The 21033-nt window shown below is 67.2% G+C and carries 17 protein-coding genes; 10 read left to right on the top strand and 7 right to left on the bottom strand.

Features of this window, described 5'->3' with window-relative positions:
* The first annotated feature begins 23 nt into the window (after positions 1-23).
* From BS74_RS00800 to groL, 7 genes are all read left to right on the top strand, one after another.
* Positions 24-2318 (top strand): GNAT family N-acetyltransferase, encoded by a 2295-nt coding sequence (locus BS74_RS00800; RefSeq protein ID WP_038055212.1) that lies wholly within the window; start codon positions 24-26, stop codon positions 2316-2318.
* Positions 2296-3069 (top strand): TrmH family RNA methyltransferase, encoded by a 774-nt coding sequence (locus BS74_RS00795; protein WP_038055210.1) that lies wholly within the window; start codon positions 2296-2298, stop codon positions 3067-3069. Before BS74_RS00800 ends, BS74_RS00795 begins: the two co-directional genes overlap by 23 nt.
* 743 nt (positions 3070-3812) lie before the next feature.
* On the top strand, positions 3813-4580 hold the full coding sequence (locus BS74_RS12225) for a DUF4129 domain-containing protein (protein WP_245606058.1): 768 nt from the start codon (positions 3813-3815) through the stop codon (positions 4578-4580).
* Positions 4532-5446, top strand: a complete 915-nt coding sequence (locus BS74_RS00785) for an AAA family ATPase (protein ID WP_038055206.1) — start codon at positions 4532-4534, stop codon at positions 5444-5446. Before BS74_RS12225 ends, BS74_RS00785 begins: the two co-directional genes overlap by 49 nt.
* Position 5447: 1 nt before the next feature.
* Positions 5448-6524, top strand: coding sequence for a DUF58 domain-containing protein (locus BS74_RS00780; protein ID WP_038055204.1), 1077 nt, complete (start codon positions 5448-5450; stop codon positions 6522-6524).
* Positions 6525-6622: 98 nt separating this feature from the next.
* The gene (gene groES, locus BS74_RS00775; RefSeq protein WP_038055202.1) at positions 6623-6928 is read left to right on the top strand and encodes a co-chaperone GroES; all 306 of its coding nucleotides are present in this window, start codon (positions 6623-6625) and stop codon (positions 6926-6928) included.
* A gap of 13 nt (positions 6929-6941) precedes the next feature.
* The gene (groL, locus tag BS74_RS00770; RefSeq protein WP_038055200.1) at positions 6942-8573 is read left to right on the top strand and encodes a chaperonin GroEL; all 1632 of its coding nucleotides are present in this window, start codon (positions 6942-6944) and stop codon (positions 8571-8573) included.
* A gap of 78 nt (positions 8574-8651) precedes the next feature.
* On the opposite strand, the gene BS74_RS00765 is transcribed toward groL, so the two are convergent.
* On the bottom strand, positions 8652-9161 hold the full coding sequence (locus BS74_RS00765) for a DUF2726 domain-containing protein (RefSeq protein ID WP_051946696.1): 510 nt from the start codon (positions 9159-9161) through the stop codon (positions 8652-8654).
* 60 nt (positions 9162-9221) lie between these two features.
* On the bottom strand, positions 9222-14219 hold the full coding sequence (gene dnaE / locus BS74_RS00760) for a DNA polymerase III subunit alpha (protein ID WP_038055198.1): 4998 nt from the start codon (positions 14217-14219) through the stop codon (positions 9222-9224).
* Positions 14220-14280: 61 nt separating this feature from the next.
* Between dnaE and BS74_RS00755 the strand changes: the two genes are divergently transcribed.
* The 3 genes from BS74_RS00755 to BS74_RS00745 are packed head-to-tail and all read left to right on the top strand — an operon-like array spanning position 14281 to position 15558.
* A complete protein-coding gene (locus tag BS74_RS00755) occupies positions 14281-14580 on the top strand; it encodes a type II toxin-antitoxin system Phd/YefM family antitoxin (protein ID WP_245606057.1) in 300 nt (99 codons plus the stop codon).
* On the top strand, positions 14555-15001 hold the full coding sequence (locus tag BS74_RS00750; protein ID WP_038055194.1) for a type II toxin-antitoxin system VapC family toxin: 447 nt from the start codon (positions 14555-14557) through the stop codon (positions 14999-15001). The genes BS74_RS00755 and BS74_RS00750 overlap by 26 nt, the downstream gene beginning before the upstream one ends.
* The gene (locus BS74_RS00745; protein WP_038055191.1) at positions 14998-15558 is read left to right on the top strand and encodes a 5-formyltetrahydrofolate cyclo-ligase; all 561 of its coding nucleotides are present in this window, start codon (positions 14998-15000) and stop codon (positions 15556-15558) included. Before BS74_RS00750 ends, BS74_RS00745 begins: the two co-directional genes overlap by 4 nt.
* Here the strand turns inward: BS74_RS00745 and BS74_RS00740 are convergent.
* The 5 genes from BS74_RS00740 to dnaX all read right to left on the bottom strand — a co-directional run bounded on the left by BS74_RS00740 (position 15555) and on the right by dnaX (position 21033).
* The gene (locus BS74_RS00740) at positions 15555-16469 is read right to left on the bottom strand and encodes a 2-oxoacid:ferredoxin oxidoreductase subunit beta (protein WP_038055189.1); all 915 of its coding nucleotides are present in this window, start codon (positions 16467-16469) and stop codon (positions 15555-15557) included. The genes BS74_RS00745 and BS74_RS00740 overlap by 4 nt on opposite strands.
* A gap of 1 nt (position 16470) precedes the next feature.
* A complete protein-coding gene (locus BS74_RS00735) occupies positions 16471-18324 on the bottom strand; it encodes a 2-oxoacid:acceptor oxidoreductase subunit alpha (protein WP_038055187.1) in 1854 nt (617 codons plus the stop codon).
* Between the two features lie 76 nt (positions 18325-18400).
* Positions 18401-18862, bottom strand: coding sequence for an HD domain-containing protein (locus BS74_RS00730; protein WP_038058710.1), 462 nt, complete (start codon positions 18860-18862; stop codon positions 18401-18403).
* 49 nt (positions 18863-18911) lie between these two features.
* Positions 18912-19193 (bottom strand): metal-sensitive transcriptional regulator, encoded by a 282-nt coding sequence (locus BS74_RS00725; protein WP_015716013.1) that lies wholly within the window; start codon positions 19191-19193, stop codon positions 18912-18914.
* Positions 19194-19200: 7 nt separating this feature from the next.
* Positions 19201-21033, bottom strand: coding sequence for a DNA polymerase III subunit gamma/tau (gene dnaX / locus BS74_RS00720; protein WP_038055181.1), 1833 nt, complete (start codon positions 21031-21033; stop codon positions 19201-19203).

The following is a 21033-nucleotide window of genomic DNA, read 5'->3' as shown; positions in this document are numbered from 1 at the left end:
GCGCGGAGGAGTAGGCTAAAGGCATGGGCTACGTGCCCCCACCCACGCCCCAGCACGGCCTCGAGGAGGGCCCCATCCTCCTCAAGGATGGACGCACCGCCTTCCTAAGGCGGGCAGGCCCCAAGGACCTTCCCCTCTTCGTGGAGTTCCTGAGGCGCCTATCCCCGGAGTCCTTGCGCATGCGCTTCTTCTCCCCCATCTCCCCGGAAAAGGCGGCGGAGCTTCTCCTTTCCGCCAAACCCGAGGAGGAAAAGGTGAACCTCATCGTCCTGGCGGGGGACCCCCCCAGGATGGTGGCCACGGGGGAGTACGTGCGCCTTAAAGGGGAGGACACCGCCGAGGTGGCCTTCCTGGTGGACGACGCCTTCCAGGGGAAAGGCCTGGGCACCCTCCTTCTGGAGCGCCTGGCCCTGATCGCCGCCAAGCGGGGGGTGCGCCGCTTCCAGGCCTATGTCCTGGCGGAAAACCAGAAGATGCTCAATGTCTTCATGGAAAGCGGCTTCCAGGTGCGGGCCCACCGGGATAGCGGGGAAATAGAGGTGGAGTTTGGGATCCTCCTGGAGGAACAGGCGGCGGCGCGCTTTGAGTGGCGGGAGAAGGTCTCCACCATCGCCAGCCTTCACCCCTTCTTCTTCCCCCGGGGGGTGGCGGTGGTGGGGGCGAGCCGCGACCCGGAAAGCATCGGCTACCGCATCCTGGAAAACCTCATCTTTGGACGCTTCCAAGGCCCGGTGTACCCGGTGAACGAGGCCATCGGCAAGGAGGGGGGCACGGTGGGGCCCCTTCTCGCCTACCCCCGGGTGGAGAGCATCCCCGGCCCCGTGGACCTGGCGGTGATCGCCGTGCCCAAGGAGCGGGTCTGGGAGGCCCTCGAGGCCTCGGGAAGGCGGGGGGTGCGGGCGGCCATCGTCCTCACCACCGGCTTCACGGAAGGGGAAGCCCGGGAACTGGCCGACAAGGCCCGGCGCCACGGGATGCGCCTTTTGGGCCCCGGCTCCTTGGGTATGGTCCACACCCACCCCGATGTCCGCCTGGCGGCGGGCCTGGCCCCCCTCCCCAAGCCGGGGCCTTTGGCCATCTCCAGCCAGTCGGGGACCCTGGGCCGGGCGGTGATGGCCTATGCGGAGGGCATGGGGCTTGGCATCTCCTCCTTCGTTTCCTTAGGGGCCAAGGCGGACCTCTCCTCCAACGACCTCCTGCAGTTTTGGGAGGAGGACGAAAGAACCCGGGTGATCCTCCTCTACCTGGAGAGCTTCGGCAACCCCAGGCGCTTCTCCCGCCTGGCCCGGAGGATCGGCAAGAAAAAGCCCATCCTGGCGGTGCACCCTTCCCGGGACCCCCTGGTGCGGACCCTCTTCGCCCAGGCGGGGGTGATCCGGGCCAACAACCTGGAGGAGGCCTTTGACGTGGCCGCCCTCCTGGCCCTGGGACAGCTTCCCGAAAACAACCGGGTCCGCCTGATCTCCAACGCCTCCGGCCCCTCCAACCTGGCCCTGGAGGCCTTAAGGGAAGGAGGGCTTGCCGTAGAACACGTGGATCTGGGCTCCGCCGCCAAGGCGGAGGCCTTCGCCCAGGCCCTGGAAGAAGCCCTGCAAAGCGAAGCGGGAAGCGTGTTCCTCCTCTTCGTACCCATGGGCTTTGCCAGCGAGGAGGAGTTCCTGGCCCTTTTGGAGAGGGCCGAGGGAAGCAAGCTCCTCCTGGCCTGCGTGATGGGCTCCCCCGGGGTGCGGGCCCGGGTTGCGGGCCGGGTGGCCCTCTACCGCTTCCCCGAATCGGCGGCCATCGCCTTGAGCCGGGCCTGGGCCTACAAGGCTTGGCGGGAAGAACCCCTCCACTTCCCCGACTTCCCCGACCTGCGTCTGGAGGAGGCCAGGAAGCTCCTGGAAGGGAAAACCGCCCTGACCCAGGCGGAGGGGGCCGCCCTTTTGGCGTGCTTCGGCCTACCCCTGGGGAAAGGGGAGGGGCTCTCCCTCAAGCTCACCGCCAAGCCCCATCCCCTCTTCGGCCCCGTCCTCACCCTGGTCCTGCCCACCCCCCTGGGGGACCAGGTGCTGGGCCAGCGGCTTTCCCCCCTCACCCAGAAGGACGCCCAGGAGCTGGTAAAGCCCATCGCGCACGGGCAAAACCCGGATGGTGCTCCCCTTGACCCCACCCCCTACCAGGAGATCCTCCTCAGGCTTTCCCGGCTTCTGGAGGAGTTGCCCCAGGTGGAGGAGGTTTCCCTGGAGCTTTCCGGACCCCGGGTAACCCGCTTTGCGGTGCGCCTCCAGGGAAACCCCGAGCCGAGGAGCCGCCATGCGCATCCAAAGCCCCGCTAACCCCAAGGTGAAGGCCCTGGCCGCCCTGAAGGAACGCAAGGAGCGGGAGCGGGCCGGGCTTTTTTTGGTGGAGGGACGGCGGGAGGTGGAAAGGGCCCTTAGGGCCGGCCTCCACCTGGAAACCCTCCTCCTCGGCCCCAAGGCCACCCCGGAAGACCGGGCCCTGGCGGGCCCTGTTCCCATCCTGGAGTTCTCCCAAGAGGCGATGGAGCGGGTTTCCGTAAGGGAGCATCCCCCGCCCGTCATCGGGGTCTTCCGCATCCCCCAAAAAAGCCTAAAGGGGGTCCGGCTCCCGCAAACCCCCCTGGTCCTGGTCCTCCTGGGCCTGGAGAAACCCGGCAACCTCGGGGCCATCCTGCGCGCGGCGGACGGGGCGGGGGTGGACCTGGTCCTGGTGGCCGAGGGGGTGGACCTCTATAGCCCCCAGGTCATCCGCAACTCCACGGGAGCGGTCTTTTCCCTACCCGTTTATCCCGTCCCCGAGGAGGAGGTCGGCGGTTTCTTGGAGGGGAAAGGGCTCATCTTGGTGGCCGCCACCCCCCGGGGGGAAAAGATCTACTGGGAAGAGGACTACCGCAAGGGGGTGGCCTTCCTCCTGGGCGCGGAGGACGAGGGGCTTCCCGAAGCCTGGCTCCAGCGGGCCCAGACCCGGGTGCGCATCCCCATGCGGGGGGTGGCGGACAGCCTGAACGTGGCGGTGAGCGCCGCCCTTCTCCTCTACGAAGCCCAACGCCAAAGAAACCCAGCCTAGGTCACATTCGGGCGCTTCAAGGATCAGATACAATTTTTAACGTGCGGAAAGTTCTCCTGATAGGGTTTCTCGCCTCGGCTCTGGGCCTTTTACCCGCAGAAAGCATAACCCAACGCTCTTCCCCCTCGGGTTGTGGGTTGGATGTGAAGGACTGCCCTTACATGCCCCTGTAGCCAAGGATGGGTTCGGCCCCTGCCCTCATCGTGCCCTTGGTGGGTGCTTCCCTCCTTGTGGGCGTTGCGCCAGGGTTAGGGCTTTCTCTGGTCTTGGGGGTAGGCCTCCTCCACTGGGGCAAGGCCTTTTACCCCCAGGGCTTCCTATGGTTGGCCTTTCTTCCCGGCCTGTTTCGCGCCCTGGCTCTAGCCTTCCCCTCCTGGCTTCCTGAGTGGGCCTTGACCTCTGGGCTCCTTTTGCTCTATGGCCTTTTCCTTGCCGCTCAAAAACGGCCCCTTTCAAGCCTCCTCCTCCTGCCTATAGCTCTTGGGCTGGGTCCGCTCGGCCTGTTCCTTCTAGGGCTTCTTCACGGGTTCAACCTCCTGGCGGGAGCCCATAGGCGAGCCCGAGAACGGGGGGAACGGTTTTGGACTCCCCCCTCCACCCTATGGATCCCAGGGATCCTGGGCCTCCTGCTGGCAAGCCTGGCCTTTCTTCCCCTCCGCCTTCCCGCCCTTCCCCTACCCAGCTTGACTCCCCCTAGCCTTCAGGCTTCCCCGGCAGCGAAACCCCAGTCCGGAGAGGAAGGAATGTACCAGGCTCCCATGGAGGGGTTTTCCCCCTGGGTGGCCTTCCTCAACCGGGCCTTGGCCCATGCCCAGCCCCTGGCCCTCCTTCTTCTCCTCCTGGCGCTTCTGCCCCTTTTGGGCCGGGGGGAAAGGCTTCCCTACCGGGGGCTTCACCTTTTGCCCCTCTTGCTGGCCCTTTTGGCCGGGGTCCTTTTCCTCCTCTACCTGGGTACTCTTGGGGGTGGGGAAAGCGCATGGGGAACCACCCCCTCAGCCCCCATGCCCACCCCTTCCCAAGAGGGGGGCCCAAAAGAAGCCGTACCGGGACCCAGGCGGCTAGGCGAGGTGGGCATAGCCCTGGCGGGGCTTTCCGCCCTTTTCACCCTGGGGCTTCTCTCCCTTCTAGCCTTCCTGGTTTGGCGCCACCGTGGCTGGGAAGAGCAGGAGGCCGCCCAGGGCATACCGGCCAGTAGCTCCAAGCGCTTCCAAGAAACCCTCCCCCAAGACCGGGTGCGGCGAGCCTATTCCCAGGCCCTGAAGGCCATAAAGGCCCTGGGCCTTCCCCGCCTGGCCTCCGAGGGACCCTTGGAATACCTGGAGAGGGTTTCCCCTTTGCTCCCAGGATTAAGGGAGCCCCTTTCGGAACTCACCCGGCTTTACCTGCCCGTGCGCTACGGGGGAGGGACCGGGGAGAAGGAAGCGGAACGGGCGGAAGTTTTCTTGAAGGATATCCTTAGGCTATGTTCCTCAGACGCATCCAAGGGGCTCTTTCGGGCCGGGTCCTCCTGAGGGAGGAAACCCTAAGGCTTTCCCTGGCCACCCTGCTCTCCGGGGGACACCTTCTTCTGGAGGACGTGCCCGGCACGGGGAAGACCACCTTCGCCAAGGCCTTAGCCCGGGTCCTAGGCCTTTCCTTTAGCCGCATCCAGATGACCCCCGACCTCCTGCCTCAGGACCTCACCGGGGTCTACCTCTACCGGGAAGGGAGCTTGGTGTGGCAGGAGGGCCCCATCTTCGCCCAGGTCCTCCTGGTGGACGAGCTGAACCGGGCCACCCCACGCACCCAGTCCGCCCTCCTCGAGGCCATGGGAGAAGGCCAGGTGACCCTGGAGGGGAAGACCCATCCCCTGCCCGAGCCCTTCTTCGTCCTAGCCACGCAAAACCCGGTGGAGGAGGAGGGCACCTACCCCCTGCCCGTGGCCCAGCGGGACCGCTTTACCGCCCGGCTCTCCCTGGGCTACCCCGACGAGAAGGCCCTGCTCCAGGCCCTAAAGGAGCGGGAGCCCCTTTCGGGCCTCGAGGCCGTCACCGGACCCGAGGAGCTTTTGGCCCTGCGGAAAGAGGTGCGGCGGGTGCAGGTTTCCGAGGAGCTTTTGGACTACCTCCTCTCCCTCTCCGCCTGGCTAAGGAGCCGGGAGGAGCTGCGGCTTGGGCCCTCCCCCAGGGCCCTTTTGCAGGTGGAGCGCCTGGCCCAGGCCCTGGCCCTCCTGGAGGGGCGCCCCTTCGTCATCCCCGAGGACGTCAAGCGGGCCTTCCGGGCGGCCATTCCCCACCGCCTTCTCCTGAGGCTGGAGGCGGAGCTTTCCGGGGCGAGCCCGGAGGGGCTGGTGGCGGAAGCCCTCAAGGCTGTTCCCACCCCGGTGGAACGGGCCTAGCATGGAAAGCCTCTTGGCTCTCCTGGGGCTTGCCCTCCTCCTGGCCCTTTACCGGGCACCCTGGCTGGCCCGGGCCCAGGCGGAGCTGGGGGGGCTTCGCCCGGGCTTCCCTGGGCAAGGGGGCGAGGGAAGGACCGAGGTGGAGCTCGTTTGCCCCTTGCCCGTCCTCTTCCGGCTGGAAAGCCTGCCCTCGGCCCCCCTGGGCCTCGAGTCCCGGGGCGTTTCCGGGGTGGCCTGGGGGAGAACCCGGCTTTCCCTCCCCCTCCCCCACCGCTACCGCAGACGGGGGGAGCACCCGGTGCGCCTAGGCCTCCACCTCCAGAGCCCCCTGGGGCTAGGGGAGCGCCTCCTCCTTCTGGAAGCGGGGAAGGTCCTGGTCTACCCCCCCTTGCGGCCCTTACCCCCCTACACCCCCGTCCCCAGCTTCTTCCTGGAGGGCAGGCCCATGCCCTTCGGCCTCCCCGATCCCCTCGAGGCCAAAGGCCTCCGCCCCTACCGGCCCGGGGACTCCCTGCGCCTCCTGGCCAAGAAGGCCAGCCTCCGCCAGGGGCAGCCCCTGGTGCGGGAGGTGGAGAAAAGCCTCCTGGGAAGCCTCTTTCTTCACCTGGACACCCAGGCCCTCCACCCCAGCTACCTGGACCACGCAGCGAGCCTCGCCGCCTGGCTCCTCCTGAAAGCGGAAAGACGGGGAGAGCGCTACGGCCTCTCCGCAGGGGAGGTCCTCCCCTTGGGCCGGGGCAAGGCCCACCTGGAGCGGGCCCTGGCCCTCCTCGCCCGGCTTGCCCCCACCCCCTCCCCCGCCCTCCCCCCACCCGCCCCGCCGGGAAGCACCTACCTCCTGGTGAGCCAGGCAGCGGAGGAAGCCTTCCTGCGGGCCGCCCTTCGGGGCGCGGCGCGGGCCCGGCAGGGGGTGCTCCTCCTCCTACCCGAAGGCTACTTCCTCTACCCCGGGGAAAAGGGCCGCCCCATCTTTGGAGCCCCCCCGGGGCTGGCCCGGGCCCTGGCCTTGCAGGGCCTCCTTCTCGCCCACGGCCTGGAGCTCAGGGTAGTGCGCGGGCACCAGGCCCCCACCCTATAACGACCTCCCTCAACCCCCTTGACAAAGGGGTAAGGGGGTAGAATAATGACCTTTGGTTTGACACTCTCGCCCTTTGAGCGTCAAAGGAGGGAGTGGATATGGCTGCGGAGGTGAAGACCGTGATCAAGCCCCTAGGCGACCGGGTTGTGGTGAAGCGGATTGAAGAGGAGCCCAAGACCAAGGGTGGCATCGTGCTCCCCGACACCGCCAAGGAAAAGCCCCAGAAGGGCAAGGTGATCGCGGTGGGCTCGGGCCGCGTCTTGGAGAACGGGCAGAAGGTGCCCCTCGAGGTCAAGGAGGGGGACATCGTGGTCTTCGCCAAGTACGGCGGCACCGAGATCGAGATTGACGGCGAGGAGTACGTGATCCTCTCCGAGCGCGACCTTCTGGCGGTTCTGCAGTAAAGGGAGGTGAGGTATGGCGAAAGTCCTGGTGTTTGACGAGGCGGCCCGCCGGGCCTTGGAGCGCGGCGTCAACGCGGTAGCCGATGCGGTGAAGGTGACCCTTGGCCCCCGGGGCCGGAACGTGGTCCTGGAGAAGAAGTTCGGCTCCCCCACCATCACCAAAGACGGGGTGACGGTGGCCAAGGAGATCGAGCTGGAGAACCACCTGGAGAACATCGGGGCCCAGCTCCTCAAGGAGGTGGCCTCCAAGACCAACGACGTGGCCGGTGACGGCACCACCACCGCCACCGTCTTGGCCCAGGCCATCGTGCGGGAGGGCCTGAAGAACGTGGCCGCTGGCGCCAACCCCCTGGCCCTCAAGCGGGGCATTGAGAAGGCGGTGGAGGTGGCGGTGGAGAAGATCCGCTCCCTGGCCATCCCCGTGGAGGACCGCAAGGCCATCGAGGAGGTGGCCACCATCTCCGCCAACGACCCTGACGTCGGCAAGCTGATCGCCGACGCCATGGAGAAGGTGGGGAAGGAGGGGATCATCACCGTTGAGGAGTCCAAGAGCCTGGAGACCGAGCTGAAGTTCGTGGAGGGGTACCAGTTTGATAAGGGGTACATCTCCCCCTACTTCATCACCAACCCCGAGGCCATGGAGGCGGTCCTGGAGGACGCCTTCATCCTCATCGTGGAGAAGAAGGTCTCCAACGTGCGTGAACTCCTCCCCATCCTGGAGCAGGTGGCCCAGACGGGCAGGCCCTTGCTCCTGATCGCCGAGGACGTGGAGGGCGAGGCCCTGGCCACCCTGGTGGTGAACAAGCTCCGGGGCACCCTGAACGTGGCCGCGGTGAAGGCTCCCGGCTTCGGCGACCGCCGCAAGGAGATGCTCAAGGACATCGCCGCGGTCACCGGGGGCACGGTGATCTCCGAGGAGCTCGGCTTCAAGCTGGAGAACGCCACCCTCTCCATGCTGGGCCGGGCTGAGCGGGTGAGGATCACCAAGGACGAGACCACCATCGTGGGCGGCAAGGGCAAGAAGGAGGACATCGAGGCCCGTATCAACGGCATCAAGAAGGAGCTGGAGACCACCGACAGCGAGTACGCCAAGGAGAAGCTCCAGGAGCGCCTGGCCAAGCTGGCGGGGGGCGTGGCGGTGATCCGGGTGGGTGCCGCCACCGAGACCGAGCTCAAGGAGAAGAAGCACCGCTTTGAGGACGCCCTGAACGCCACCCGGGCGGCGGTGGAGGAGGGCATCGTCCCGGGCGGTGGCGTGGCGCTCCTCAGGGCCATCAGCGCCGTGGAGGAGCTCCTCCAGAAGCTGGAGGGGGATGAGGCCACCGGGGCCAAGATCGTGCGCCGGGCCCTGGAGGAGCCCGCCCGTCAGATCGCCGAGAACGCCGGGTACGAGGGTTCCGTGGTGGTCCAGAAGATCCTCTCCGAAACCAAGAACCTCCGCCTGGGCTTCAACGCCGCCACCGGGGAGTACGTGGACATGGTGGAGGCGGGCATCGTGGACCCCGCCAAGGTGACCCGCTCCGCCCTCCAGAACGCCGCCTCCATCGGCTCCCTCATCCTCACCACCGAGGCGGTGGTGGCGGAGAAGCCCGAGAAGAAGGAGTCCACCCCTGCGCCTGCGGGCGGCGGGGACATGGACTTCTAAGGCCACCCCAACCTGGCTTCGCCAGGTTGGGGGCCCCGGCAAAGGGGCAAAGGAGGTTGGGCCTAAGCCCAACCTCCTTTATTTGGCTCCCTCCACCTTCTTGAGGTGGGCTCCCACAAGGCGCCTAATCTCCTCCAGGGAATACCCCTCCTTCACCCGCACCCGTATCAAAGGCAGGCCCACCTGCTGGAACAAGGCCTCCAGGAAACGATCCCGCTCCTGCCGGTCCCGGCGAAGATGGCTTTGGTCGTCCAGCTCAATCGCCAGGAGGGGCTTGGCATCTTGGGCGCGCACTAGGAGAAAGTCCACGTGTTTAGCTACCACCCGGTTCAAAGCCGCCTGCCTGTCCTTTCCCCCAGCCTCTAAGAGGAGGAAGTCCACCAGCCTCACCTTGGGCCACACCCGTACTCCCTCCGGAACAACCCTCTCCAAAACCCCAAGGAAGGAGCGCTCCGCGGGGGTGAGGACGGAACCCTTAAGGCGGTAGGGGAATGTTTCCCCTGCCCCGGGAACCCCCTTCCTTCCCAGAAGACTCTGGGCCAAGATGGCCAGGCCCAGGAGAACCAGGATGAAGAAAAGGACCTCCATGCCAAGGTCAGTATACAAGGCAATTGGAACTCATTCTGAGACTTTAGACCTGAACATGGCTTAAAAAGGCACCACCTCCTCCTTGGACCCGCCCCCGCCATTCCCCTGCAAGAAGACCTCCCGGTCCGGCACCAGGTAGGCCCGGAACCCCTCGGCCTGGAGGGCCTCCAAGATCCCTTCATCCACCCGGGCTTCCCGTAAGGAAAGGATGGCCTCCCCGAAAGGCCCCTGCACCCTGAAATAGAGGGGCAGAGTCCCTGGGTACTCGTCCAGAAGGCTTTTGAGCTGGGTCACGCCCTCCTCGTCCAGAAGGGCGTGGTCCACCTCCACCTCCAGGGCCTTGGGGGCCTCGGCCACCTCCTCGTGGGTCCAGGCGGCCTGGGCGATCACCCGAAGCCCCCCCTCCTCTCGTTCCACCTCCGCCAGGACCAGGAGGGGGGTGTCCTCCCTGAGCTTGGGGGAAACCCCCTCATAGGCCCGGCCGAACACCACCACCTCGAGGGCCCCCGTCTCGTCGGAAAGGGTAAAGCGGCCCATCATGCCCCCGCTGCGGGTGGGCTTGCGGGACACCTCCTCCACCACCCCCGCAAGGAGCACCCTGGACCTTGGGGGAAGGCCCTGGATGAAGTGGGGAAGCTCCTCCAAAGGACAGCTGGCCACCTCCCTGAGGCCTGGGTAGCGCAACACCGGGTGGCCGGAAACGTAGATGCCCAGGGCCTCTTTCTCGTAGCGAAGCCGGGTGATCTCGTCCAAGGGCGGAGCCTCCGCCAAGGGGGGCTCCTCCACCTCGGCGAAGAGGCCCATCATGCCGGACCGCTCCCGCTCCCGGCTTTCCGCGGCCCACCGGAGGAGGGAGTCTAAGGAGGCCAAAAGGCGGGCCCTATCCCCAAAGGCGTCAAAAGCCCCCGCCTTGATGAGGGACTCCAGGGTGCGCCGGTTCACCACCTTCTCGTCCAGGCGCCTCAGGAAGTCCCCCAGGCTCCTAAAAGGCCCCCGGCGTTCCCTCTCCGCCAGGATGGCCTGGGCGGCGCTTTCCCCCACGTTCTTCACCGCGGAAAGGCCAAAGAGGATCTCCTCCCGGTGTTCGCCCAAGGGCGAAGCAGCTCGGTGTTCGCCTAAAGGCGAAGCCCTCCCCACCACCTTGAAGTCAAAGCCCGAGCGGTTGATGTCGGGGGGCAGGACGGGGATGCCCATGGCCCGGGCATCGCGGATGTACTCCGCCACCTTGTCGGAATCGTGGCGCTCCACGGTGAGGAGGGCGGCCATGAACTCCACCGGGTAATGGGCCTTCACGTAGGCGGTCTGGTAGGCGAGGAGGCTGTAGGCGGCGGCGTGGGAGTTGTGCACGATCAAGTCCTCTGCCACGAAGGTGTGCGTGCCTTCCACGGTGAGGTCAAAGACCTCCTCCACCCCCAAGGGCTCTATGGCCTCTACCCGGTCCCAGTAGACCTCGGCCTGGACCAAGCGCAAGAGGGCTAAGCTGCCGGTGAGGGCCGCAAGGCGCTCTGCTGTGGCTCGGGCAAACCCCCTCCGCCCTTTCCCGGGGCGTAAAAGGCCCTGGGCAAAGCCTGCGGCCTCCAAGAAAGCCCTCTCCTTTCCCGGCGAAGCCTCGGCCACCGCCTGGCGCACGAGGGGTAAGAAGGCCATAGGGAGCACATCCTTGGTGCTGCGGCCCGCCCCCTCCCAAGAGGCAAGGAGGGCCTGGAGGTCGCGCTTCCGCTTGCCCAGTAGGTAAGGCCCCAGGGTTTCCGCAAACCGACGGGCGGCCTCGAGGCCCCCCAACAGGTACACGGCATATCCCTTCCGCCCCCCCCGGTAGGGGAAGCGCTTCTCCACCAAGCGGCTCTGCAAGCCCAGGCGCAGGAGGAGGTGCTGGATCCCCCGGGCCAGGGCCTCCGAGGCGGTGGCGTAGTGGATGAGCCGCCCCTTGGGGTCCACCCCACCATCCCCCACCCAAAGCCGCCCCAAGAGGCGGGCCACCTCCTCGAGGGGCAGGGCAAAGACCACCTCAGGCAGGCGCTTTTCTCGGGCGGAAAGGCCCAAGAGGCCGTGACGGCGCAAAAACTCCACCGCCTCTGCAGGAGCCCGCCGATCCTGCCGCCCCACGTAGAGGTGGGCCACACCCCGCCGCCAGGCTATCCGCACGCGGGTGTTGGCAAAGGCGGCCAAGACTTCCTGCATGGCGGCAAGCTCCTCCTCCGAGGCCGTGTAGAGGTAAAAGCCCGAGGGGTGGCGGAGGTTGCCCTCGCTGAGGGCGTAGCCCAGGAGGTCCAGCTCGTGGGGTTGCAGGCTGGCCGAAGGCGTGTAGGGCAGGTGGCGGGGCAAGGCCACAAAGTCCCCGGGGGCCAAGGCGCCCAACGCCCGCCAGCCCTCCGGGGTGTAGAGGGGGTGGTTGGCGGTGGCCTCGAGGACCCGGCCCGTGGCGGTGCGTAGGCGATAAACCTGGGCCTTCCCGCTGGAAAAGGCCGCCACCACCGGCTTCGGCACCAGACGCAGGGTCTTTTCGTCCAGGGAGGCCACCCAGACGCCCTGGACCTCCCCCCGGACGATGGCCTCAATGGGCACGGGTTTCCCCGTGCGGAAGTCCACTACCCTGGCCCTTCCCGGAAGGCACTTGTTGAAGCCGTAGTTGGCAAAGGCCTCCAGCATGTCAAAAAGCCGGTTGGCCTCCTCCTCGGGCACGCCCCGCTCCTTCGCCCCCTGGACGAAGCGCTCCCGGTGCTTTTGCATCTCCTCCACCTTCTTCTTGCCCATGGCCCGGCGGAGAAGGTCCGCCTCCCCCAGGGAGTAGCCCGCCACCTGGGAGGCGATCTGCATGATCTGCTCCTGGTAGACGGGGATGCCGTAGGTTTCCTCCAGGATGGGCCTCAGGTACTTTTCCGCATGGGGGAACTCGGCGTAGCTCACGGGCTCCTGGCCATGGTGGCGGCGAATGTAGGTGGGGATGTGCTCCAAGGGCCCAGGACGGTAGAGGGAAAGCAGGGCGATGATGTCCTCCAGGCGCCGGGGCCTGAGCCCCCGCACCGTGTTCGTCATCCCCCCGGACTCCAGCTGGAAGACGCCCTTGGTCTCCCCGCGGGAAAGGAGGGCGAAGGTTTCGGGATCGTCCAGGGGCAGGCGGTCGTAGTCCAGCTCCACCCCCTTGGACTCCTTGACGATCTTTTTGGCCTCGTCCAGGAAGGTGAGGGTGCGCAGGCCCAAAAAGTCCATCTTCAAAAGCCCCAAGGCCTCCACCGCCCCCATGTCGTACTGGGTCACGGGCCGCCCCTCCTGGTCCCGCATGAGGGGCACCAGGTCCGTGAGGGGCTCTTGGGCGATCACCACCCCGGCGGCGTGCACGGAGGCGTGGCGGTTTAGGCCCTCCAGGCGCATGGCCACCTCGAGGACCTCCCGCACCTTGGGATCGTTTTCCATCTCCGCCCTAAGCTCCGGCACCAGCTCTATGGCTTCGGCCAAGGGCTTGGGCTTGCCGAACTGCACGGGGATGAGCTTGGCCAGCTCCTCCGCCTTCTTGTGGGGGATGCCGTAGACCCGGGCCACGTCCTTCAGGGCCGCCTTGGAGGCCAGGCTCCCGAAGGTGCCGATCTGGGCCACCTTGTCCTCCCCGTACCGCTCCCGCACGTACTGGATCACCTGGTCCCGCTTGCGGTCGGAAAAGTCCGTGTCTATGTCCGGCATGGACACCCGCTCGGGGTTCAGGAAGCGCTCAAAGAGGAGGCCGAAGCGCAAGGGGTCAATGTTGGTGATACCCACGGCGTAGGCCACCAGGCTCCCCGCCGCACTCCCCCGCCCGGGGCCCACGGAAACCCCGTGCTCCTTGGCCCAGTTGATGTAGTCCTGCACGATGAGGAAGTAGCCGGGAAAGCCCATGCGTTCAATGACGGAAAGCTCGTAAAGGGCCCGGTGCAAAATGGCCTCCGCCCCCCACTCCCTCACCCCCTCCAAGGGGGGAAGCCCGGCCATGAGCCTTTCCCAAGCCTCCTTCTCCACCTGGGCCAGGGCCTCGGCCAGGGCCTTGCCGTCCCCGTGGGGGGCCATTTTCCCCAAGCGGCGGAAGAGCTCCCGGTAAAACGCCGGGGTAATGCGGTCGGGGTAGCGGTCAAGGAGGCCCTTGAGGGTGAGCTCCATGAGGTACTGGGCCTCCGTGCGCCCCTCGGGGAGGGGGAAGCGGGGGATGCGGTAGACCATCTTGTCCCCGATGGGGAGGTCCACGTTGCACAGGCGGGCGATCTCCACCGTGTTGTCAAAGGGCTCGTCCCCCCATTCCTCCTCGGGGAGCATGGCCCGCATCTCCTCCGGGGTCTTCACGTAAAACTCGTCGCAGGGGAAGCGCCAGCGGTCGGGGTCGTCCAGGGTGCTCTTGGACTGGATGGCCAAAAGCACCTCGTGGGCCCGGGCGTCCTCCTTGCGCACGTAGTGGCCGTCGTTGGTGGCCACCATCCCCAGGCCGTACTTCCTGGCGAACTCCTTGAGGACCTGGTTCACCTTTTTTTGCTCGGGAAGGCCGTGGTTTTGGATCTCAATGAAGAAGCGGTCGCCAAAGATGGAAAGGTACTCGTTGAGCCGGGCCTCCGCCAGGTCCAGGCGGTCCTGCAGGATGAACTGGGGGATCTCCGCCCCCAAGCAGCCGGAGAGGGCGATGAGGCCCTCGGCGTGCTCCCGCAGGATCTCTCGGTCAATGCGGGGCTTTTCGTAAAAACCTTCCAGGTAGGCCCGGCTCGCCAGGCGCACCAGGTTCTGGTAGCCCCGAAAGTCCTTGGCGAGGAGGGTGAGATGGAAGTATCCCCCGTCCAGGCCCTTGCCCCGCTTGCGGTCGTAGCGGCTTTCCGCCGCCACGTAGGCCTCGTACCCCAGGATGGGCTTCACGCCCATGGAGGTGGCCTTCTTGTAAAACTCCACCGCGCCGAAGAGGTTCCCGTGGTCGGTGATGGCCAAAGCGGGGTCCTCGGGGGAGACCTCCTTGACCCACTTGAGGAGGTCGGAAAGCTTGGCCGCCCCGTCCAGGAGGGAGAACTGGGTGTGCTGGTGCAGGTGGGCAAACTTTAGCCTGGAGCCCATAGGCCTTCCCAGCTTACCCTTGCAGGGGATCCACGCGGCGGATAAACTGATGCATGCAATGATGCATCAAAAGCGCAGGATGAGCGCCACCGAGGCCCGGGTTCACTTCGGGGAGGTGCTCCGGCGGGTGGGGGAGGGAGAGGTGATCCTGGTGGAGGGGCGGGGCAAACCGCTTGCGGTCATCCTCTCCCTCGAGGCCTACGAGCGCCTAAAGGGAGAGGGGGAGGACCCCTTAAGGACCATCCTCAGCGTGAACCGGGGCATCCGGCAGCGTTTGGGCAAACCCCTTACCCCCCCGGAAGAGGTGATCCGGGCCATGCGAGAGGAGCGGGACCGTGAGCTTCTTGGTCCTGGACGCTAGCTTCCTGGTGCGCCTCCTCTTGGCGGAGTCGGAGGAGGCAGCCGCCGTCCAGCGCTACCGGGAGTGGAAGGCCAAGGACCTGGAGATGGCCCTCCCCAGCCTGGCCCTCTACGAGGTGGCCAACGCCCTATACCGCTACGCCCGGGCTGGGGAGATGACCCTGGGGGAAACGCAGACGCTTTGGCGCCAAGCCCTGCGCCTGGGCTTCCGCTACTTTCAGGAGCCCTGGATCCACACCCGGGCCCTGGAGCTGGGCCACGAGCTAGGGCTGGGGGCGGTCTACGATGCCCACTACCTGGCCCTGGCCGAAGGGCTTGCCGCGCCTTTTTGGACGGCGGACCAGAGGCTATACCAGAAGGCCCTCGAGGGCCAGGCCAAGGGCCTCCTGCCAGGAGTTTCCCTTCACCTCCTAGCCCCATGACCTTAGGCGAGCTTCGGGAAGAGGTCTGGAACACCCTGGCCCGCTACGACCTGGCCCTCCACCCCACACCCCCCCACGGCCACCACCCCAACTTCCTGGGGGCCAGGCGGGCGGCGGAGCTCCTCCTCCGCACCCCGGAGTTCCAAAGGGCCAGGCTCCTGCTGGCGGGGATGGATGCGGTGCTGAAGCCCTTGAGGGAGGAGGCCCTCAGGGCGGGGAAGGCCCTGATCCTCCCCCACCCCGACCGGCCGGGGGAGTTCGTGCTCCTAAAGGACCTGGACCCGAGGAAGCTCAAAAGGGTGCGGGAGGCTTACCGCTACGGGGTGAAGGTGGACCTGAGGGGCCAGCCCATAGACCTGGTCCTCATCGGGTGTGTGGCCGTGGACGAGGAGGGGGGCTGGGTGGGGAAGGGCTACGGCTTCCCTCAGGCTTGGCTTTCCGTGGAGGCCCCCTTCGCCACCCTGGCCCACGCCCTCATGGTCTACCCCAAACTCCCCGTGGCGCCGGAGCGCCGGGTGGACCTGATCGCCACCCCCCAGCGGCTCATCCGGCCCTAGAGGGCGAACTCCTTCAGCAGGCCCTCCAGGTCCAGGGGCTCCTGGGGCCCCAAGGCCGGGTAGACCTCGGGGTAGCGGGGAAGGTAAGCCTTGAGGCGCTCCTCAAAGGTGGGCACCTCCGCCTTCCAGAAGACCCCGATGGGGATCCTCTCCCCCCACTCCGTGGCCTTCTCCTGGAACTTGGCCATCTTCCGGTCCAGCTCCTCGGGGGGAAGCCCCTCGGGCACGTAGGGGTCGTAGCCCTCCTCCTGGAGCTTGTAGAGGCGGGGGGCAAACCACTCCTTGGTGTGGAGGTCGTTGTAGGTGGGGCAGGGCTGGAGGACGTGGAGGAAGGCCAGGCCCTTGTGCTCCAGGCCTTCCTTGATGAGCTCCTTCAGGCCCTTCACGTCGTAGGCGTAGCCCCGCCCAATCCAGGTGTAGCCCGAGGCGAAGGCGAGAAGCAGGGGGTTGATGCGCCCCTGGGGGTTGGGCTTGGGAAGGCTTTTGGTCTTCTCCCCAAGGCCCAGGGTGGGCCCCGCCTGCCCCTTGGTGAGGCCGTAGACCTCGTTGTCGTAGAGGATATAGAGCATGTCCACGTTGCGCCGGCCCGCGGCCACGAAGTGCCCGGCCCCGATCCCGAGGCCATCCCCGTCCCCGCCCACCGCCACCACGGTGAGGTGGGGGTTGGCCAGCTTGGCCCCCTGGGCGGTGGGGAGGACCCGGCCGTGGAGGGTGTGGACCCCGTAGAGGTTGAGGTAGTGGGGGGTCTTGGCCGAACAGCCGATCCCCGAGAAGACCACCGTCCGGCTGGGGTCTTTCCTCAGCTCAAAGAGGGCCATCTGCAGGGCGGAGAGGATCCCGTAGTCCCCGCAGCCCGGGCACCAGTCCGGCTGCTTTTCCGCCTTGTAGTCGGCAAGCTTGAACTCCAGCATGCTAGACTCCTTTCCGCAACACCAAGCGCTCCGGTGCCTCCTTGGAGGCCACCCGCCTCAAGGCCTCCACCGCCTCATCCAAGGTGATGGGGCGGCCGTTGTACTTCACGATGCGGTGATGGATCCGCTTCAGGGTTTCCTGCTGCACCAGGTCGGCAAGCTGCCCCGAGTAGTTGTGCTCCACCGTGACCAGCCTCTTCCCCTCGAGGAGGTGGGCGATCTCGGGGAAGGGCCAAAGGAGCCTGAGGTGCAGATACCCCACCCCCGGCAGGTGGTCCAGGGCCTCCAGGAGGGTGCCCTTCACCGTGCCCCAGCCCAGGACCAGGATCTCGCCATCGCGAAAGAGGGTGTACTGGTCCTCCAGAGGGATCTCCTTGCGGGCGGTCTGGAGCTTTTGCATGCGCTTCTCCATCTGGTACTCCCGCAAGGCGATGTCCTCGGTGATGTGGCCCTCGAGGTCGTGCTCGTCCGAGGTCATCCAGTAGAAGCCCCCCGGGGTCCCCAAGGGGATGAAGGGGGAGATGCCGTCCTCCGAGGGCGCGTAGCGCTCGTAGGGTCCAAACCCCTCCTCCCGGGGCGTGAGGCGCTTCTCCCCGTCCAGCCCGAGCACCCTAAGGGCCTCCTTGGGAAGGCTTTGGGCCATGGAGGCCAGGAACTTGTCCAGAAGGTGCACCACCACCGTCTGGTAGCGCCAGGCCCAGGCCAGGGCCTTCTGGGCGTCCAGGAAGGCGTCCAGGATGTCCCCGGAGGCCAGGACCAAGCGGGGGTACTCCCCGTGCCCGCCCCTTAGGGCGAACATCAGGTCCCCCTGCTCCGTGCGGGTGGGAAGGCCGGTGGAGGGCCCACCCCGCTGGTAGAGGGTCACCACCAAGGGGGCCTCGATCATGCCGGCAAAGCCCATGCCCTCGGCCATGAGGCTGAAGCCGGGGCCGCTGGTGGCGGTGGCGGCCTTGGCCCCGGTGAGGGCCGCCCCCACGGCCATGGTCACCGCGGCGATCTCGTCCTCGGTCTGGACCACGGCCACGTCCGCCCCCTGGAAGGCGGTGTGGGCCTCGAGGTAGGTGGACTCGTCCGTGGCGGGGCTTATGGGGTAGTAGGTCTGGAAGCGAAGCCCCCCGGCCAGCTTCCCCAAGGCCGCGGCCTGGGCCCCGGTGAGGTAGACCCGCCCGGGCTCGTAGCCGTTCAGGTGGAGCTGGGCGGCCAGCTTGGGCACCTCCTCCCGGTAGACGGCCCTGGCCACCGCCTGGTTCAGCTCCAGCACCTTGCCCCTAAACTGCAGGGCCAGGGCCTCCAGCAAGGGCTCCAAGGGAAACCCCAGGAAGTGGAGGCTCGCCGCCACGGCGATGGTGTTCAGGGTGCGCCGGGCCTGCAGGGAAGGTATGCCCAGCTCCGCCCCAATCCGGTCCGCCACCTCCTCAAAGGGGTAAGGCAGGGGCTGGACCCCCAAGTCCACGTAGGCCGCAAGGATATCCCTCAGGCTGGGATCCGGCTTGCCGAAGCGCTCCGAAAGGGCCTCCGCCACCCGGTGGTCCAGCATGGGAAGCTTGTGCACCGTGAGGTCCAAAACCCGGGGATCGTAAAGAAGCGCCCCATTAGGCTGGACCTCGTCCAGGTGCCGGGCCAGGGTCTCCCCGTCCAGGGCCACCAGCATGTCCACCTTCTCCCGGAAGGCCGCCACCGGTTTTCGCGAAAGGCGCACATCCAAGTAGGAGTGCCGCCCCATGATGTTGGAGTGGTACTCCCGCTTGGTGGCCACCCACCAGCCGCCCTTGCCCACCGCCCGGGCAAACAGGGTGGCCGCCGTCTCTATCCCACCCCCTTGGGGGCCGCCCACGCGCCAAGTGAACTCTTCCATAAGCCCTCCCTTGCTCCTTGATACCCTACTCCTTAAGGGTCTGGCTTGGCTAGGGGCATTTGCCCAAAAGGGGGGTTCATTCCTCCTGGTCCGCCTGATGAAGCCTTTGGCCCCAGAGGCTCTGGGGGCGATGGTGCTCCAACACCAAGGCCCGCACCTCCGGATCCCGGATGCGCTCCGCCGCATACAGGGGATGGTGGCGGCGCACCTGAAACGCCCCCCAGATCCCCCCCCGCAAGGGGTAAGGGGGCACGGGGAGAGCATAAAGCCCCGTGAGGATCCGCTCCAGGGGATGGTAGGGCCTCACCGCCTTGCCCGCATCGTGGAGAAGGGCGGCCCGGACGGCAAAGAGGGGAGCGTCCGGGTAGCGCCTCAGGAGCCTGCGGGCCACCCGCACCGCGTGGGCCCGGTCCCGGGGGTCCATGGAAAGGTAAAGAAGGCGCTCCTCCCCCTGCAAAAAGGCCAAAGCGAAGGCGTCGTCCGGCTTCTCCCCTCGAGGAAAAAAGGCCCGCAAGAGGCGCCTAAGCCTCTTCTTCACCTTCCCGAAGCCCTGCCCTAAGCCCTGGCTCCTGGCACCCGGCAAGGGACTAGATGAACTTCTTCAGCATGGTGGCGATCTCCTCGGGCTTTTTGGGGTCCACCTTGCCCTCGGAAACCTCCGCGGCGCAGATGTTGAGGAACTCCTCCAAAATCAAGGTGGCCGCCGCCTCCATGGCCTTTTTGGTGGCGGTCATCTGGGTGAGGACCTCGTCGCAGGGACGCCCCTCCGCCACCATCTTCTGCAAGCCCCGCACCTGGCCTTCAATACGCCGTAGCCGCTTGAGGATGTTCTCCACGGTCTCTTGCCCCAGCTCAGTGGTCTTGGTCATGTGGGCATTATATACCAGTACCCCCTATGTCGTCTTCGCTTACCGGTTCCTCGGCCTCGGGGAGCCTGGGCCTGCGCACCCAAAGGAGGCGCGCCCCCAGGAGCCGGGTGAGCTCCGCCAGGCGCCGGTTGGAATCCCCGGGATCCTCCACCCGAACCTCCTGGCCAGGGGGGTCTTCAAAAGGGAAGCCTTCCGCCGGCTCGGGCAAGACTTCCCGCGGACTGGGCACCGCCGGCCCCTGGGGAGAACCCCTACCCTGGGGGGCCTCTTCCGGCGGGGTCAGGGAGGAGGGCTCGGAGGCCTTAGGGCCTTCGGCCTGCCCGCCCCGGGCGGGTTTTTCCCCCGGCCAGGGGAGGTTTCGGGAAAGGGGCCTAGGGTTTGGGCTTTTTTTTTCCAGGAGGAAGGCCACCTCCTCCACCCCGAAGTGGGCCCGCACCAGGGGAAGCAGGGCGACCTTTTGCTCCTCCGCCCGTTTGTGGTGGAAGGCCTTGCCCTCGGGGAAACGGAGCACAAGGCGCCCCTCTTCCAGGCCGGGCCGGGCCTCCCGGAGAAAGGCCCTGAGGGTGGGCTTCAGGGCCTCGAGGAAAGCCCTCCACCTACCGGCCAGCTCCCCCTCCCCTCCCGGCACCCCCCCGGAGGGGCCCGCCTCCTTCAGGCCTGGGGGCGCCAGGGGTTGGGTGGGGTGGAACTCGGGGAGGTCCTCCCCGGAGGCCCCTGGTTCACGCAAGGGGGTGGGCCCTTGAGGAAGGGCCGCCCCCGCCTGCGCCGCTTCCCTAGGGGAAAGGTCCGCCGCGGGCCGGACCTCCCCCTTACCCGGGAAAACCCTCGCCGCCTGCAACAAGGAAGCCTCCAGGGCCAGGAGGTCCGAGCGCTTGGCAAGGCGCTCCATGGCCTCGTCCAGGGCGGTGAGAGCCCCCAACAAGGCCTCGGGCGGGGCCTCCATACCCTCCCCCGGTAGGCCGTGGGCAGCGTAAAGGGCCTCCCGCAACACCTCCATGAGCCCCCCCACCAGGCTTCTTGGGGCAAAGCCCTGGGCGTAAAGCCTCCTGGCTTCCGAGAGCACCTCCCCGAGATCCCCCCGGGCCAGCCCCCGGGCCAGGCGGGAAAGGGCCTCCTTGGGGGGAAGGCCCAAGGCCTCCTCCACCCGCTTCCGGGTCAGGGGGCCCTCCAGGAGGAGGAGGCGGTCCAAAAGGCTTTCCGCATCCCGCATGGCCCCGTCCGCCAGCCGGGCCACCAGGAGGAGGGCATCCTCCTCCGCCTCCCTCCCCATCTCCCCCAGGATGCGCTGGAGCTTGGAGGCGATCTCCTCCTCCCTCAGGCGGCGGAAGCGGTAGTGCTGGGTGCGGGAGAGGATGGTGGGGGGCATCCTCTCGGGCTCGGTGGTGGCGAAGACGAAGAGGACGTGGGGCGGGGGCTCCTCCAGGGTCTTGAGGAGGGCGTTGAAGGCGCTTTTGGAGAGCATGTGGGCCTCGTCCAGGATGAAGACCTTCTTGGGGGCGGAAAGGGGGGCGAGGAGGATCCTCTCCCGAAGCTCCCGCACGTCCTCCACGGAGTTGTTGCTGGCGGCGTCGATCTCCACCACGTCCGGGTGGGCCCCCCGCTGCACCGCCTGGCAGTGGGGGCAGGTCCCGCAGGGGCGCTCCCCCTCCCCCTGGCAGCCCACCGCCATGGCCAGGAGCCGGGCGGTGGTGGTCTTCCCCACCCCCCGCGGCCCGGAGAAGAGGTAGGCCTGGGCCAGGCGCCCCTCCCGGATGGCCCGCATGAGGGGCTCCTTCACATGCTCCTGGCCCACCACCTCGGCGAAGGTGAGGGGGCGGACGCGGCGGTAGAGGGCGCTCAC

This window comes from Thermus amyloliquefaciens, assembly GCF_000744885.1.
GTDB classification, from domain to species: Bacteria; Deinococcota; Deinococci; order Deinococcales; family Thermaceae; genus Thermus; species Thermus amyloliquefaciens.
Note: the sequence above shows the minus strand (reverse complement) of the source record. Positions and strands in the feature narration are given on the sequence as shown.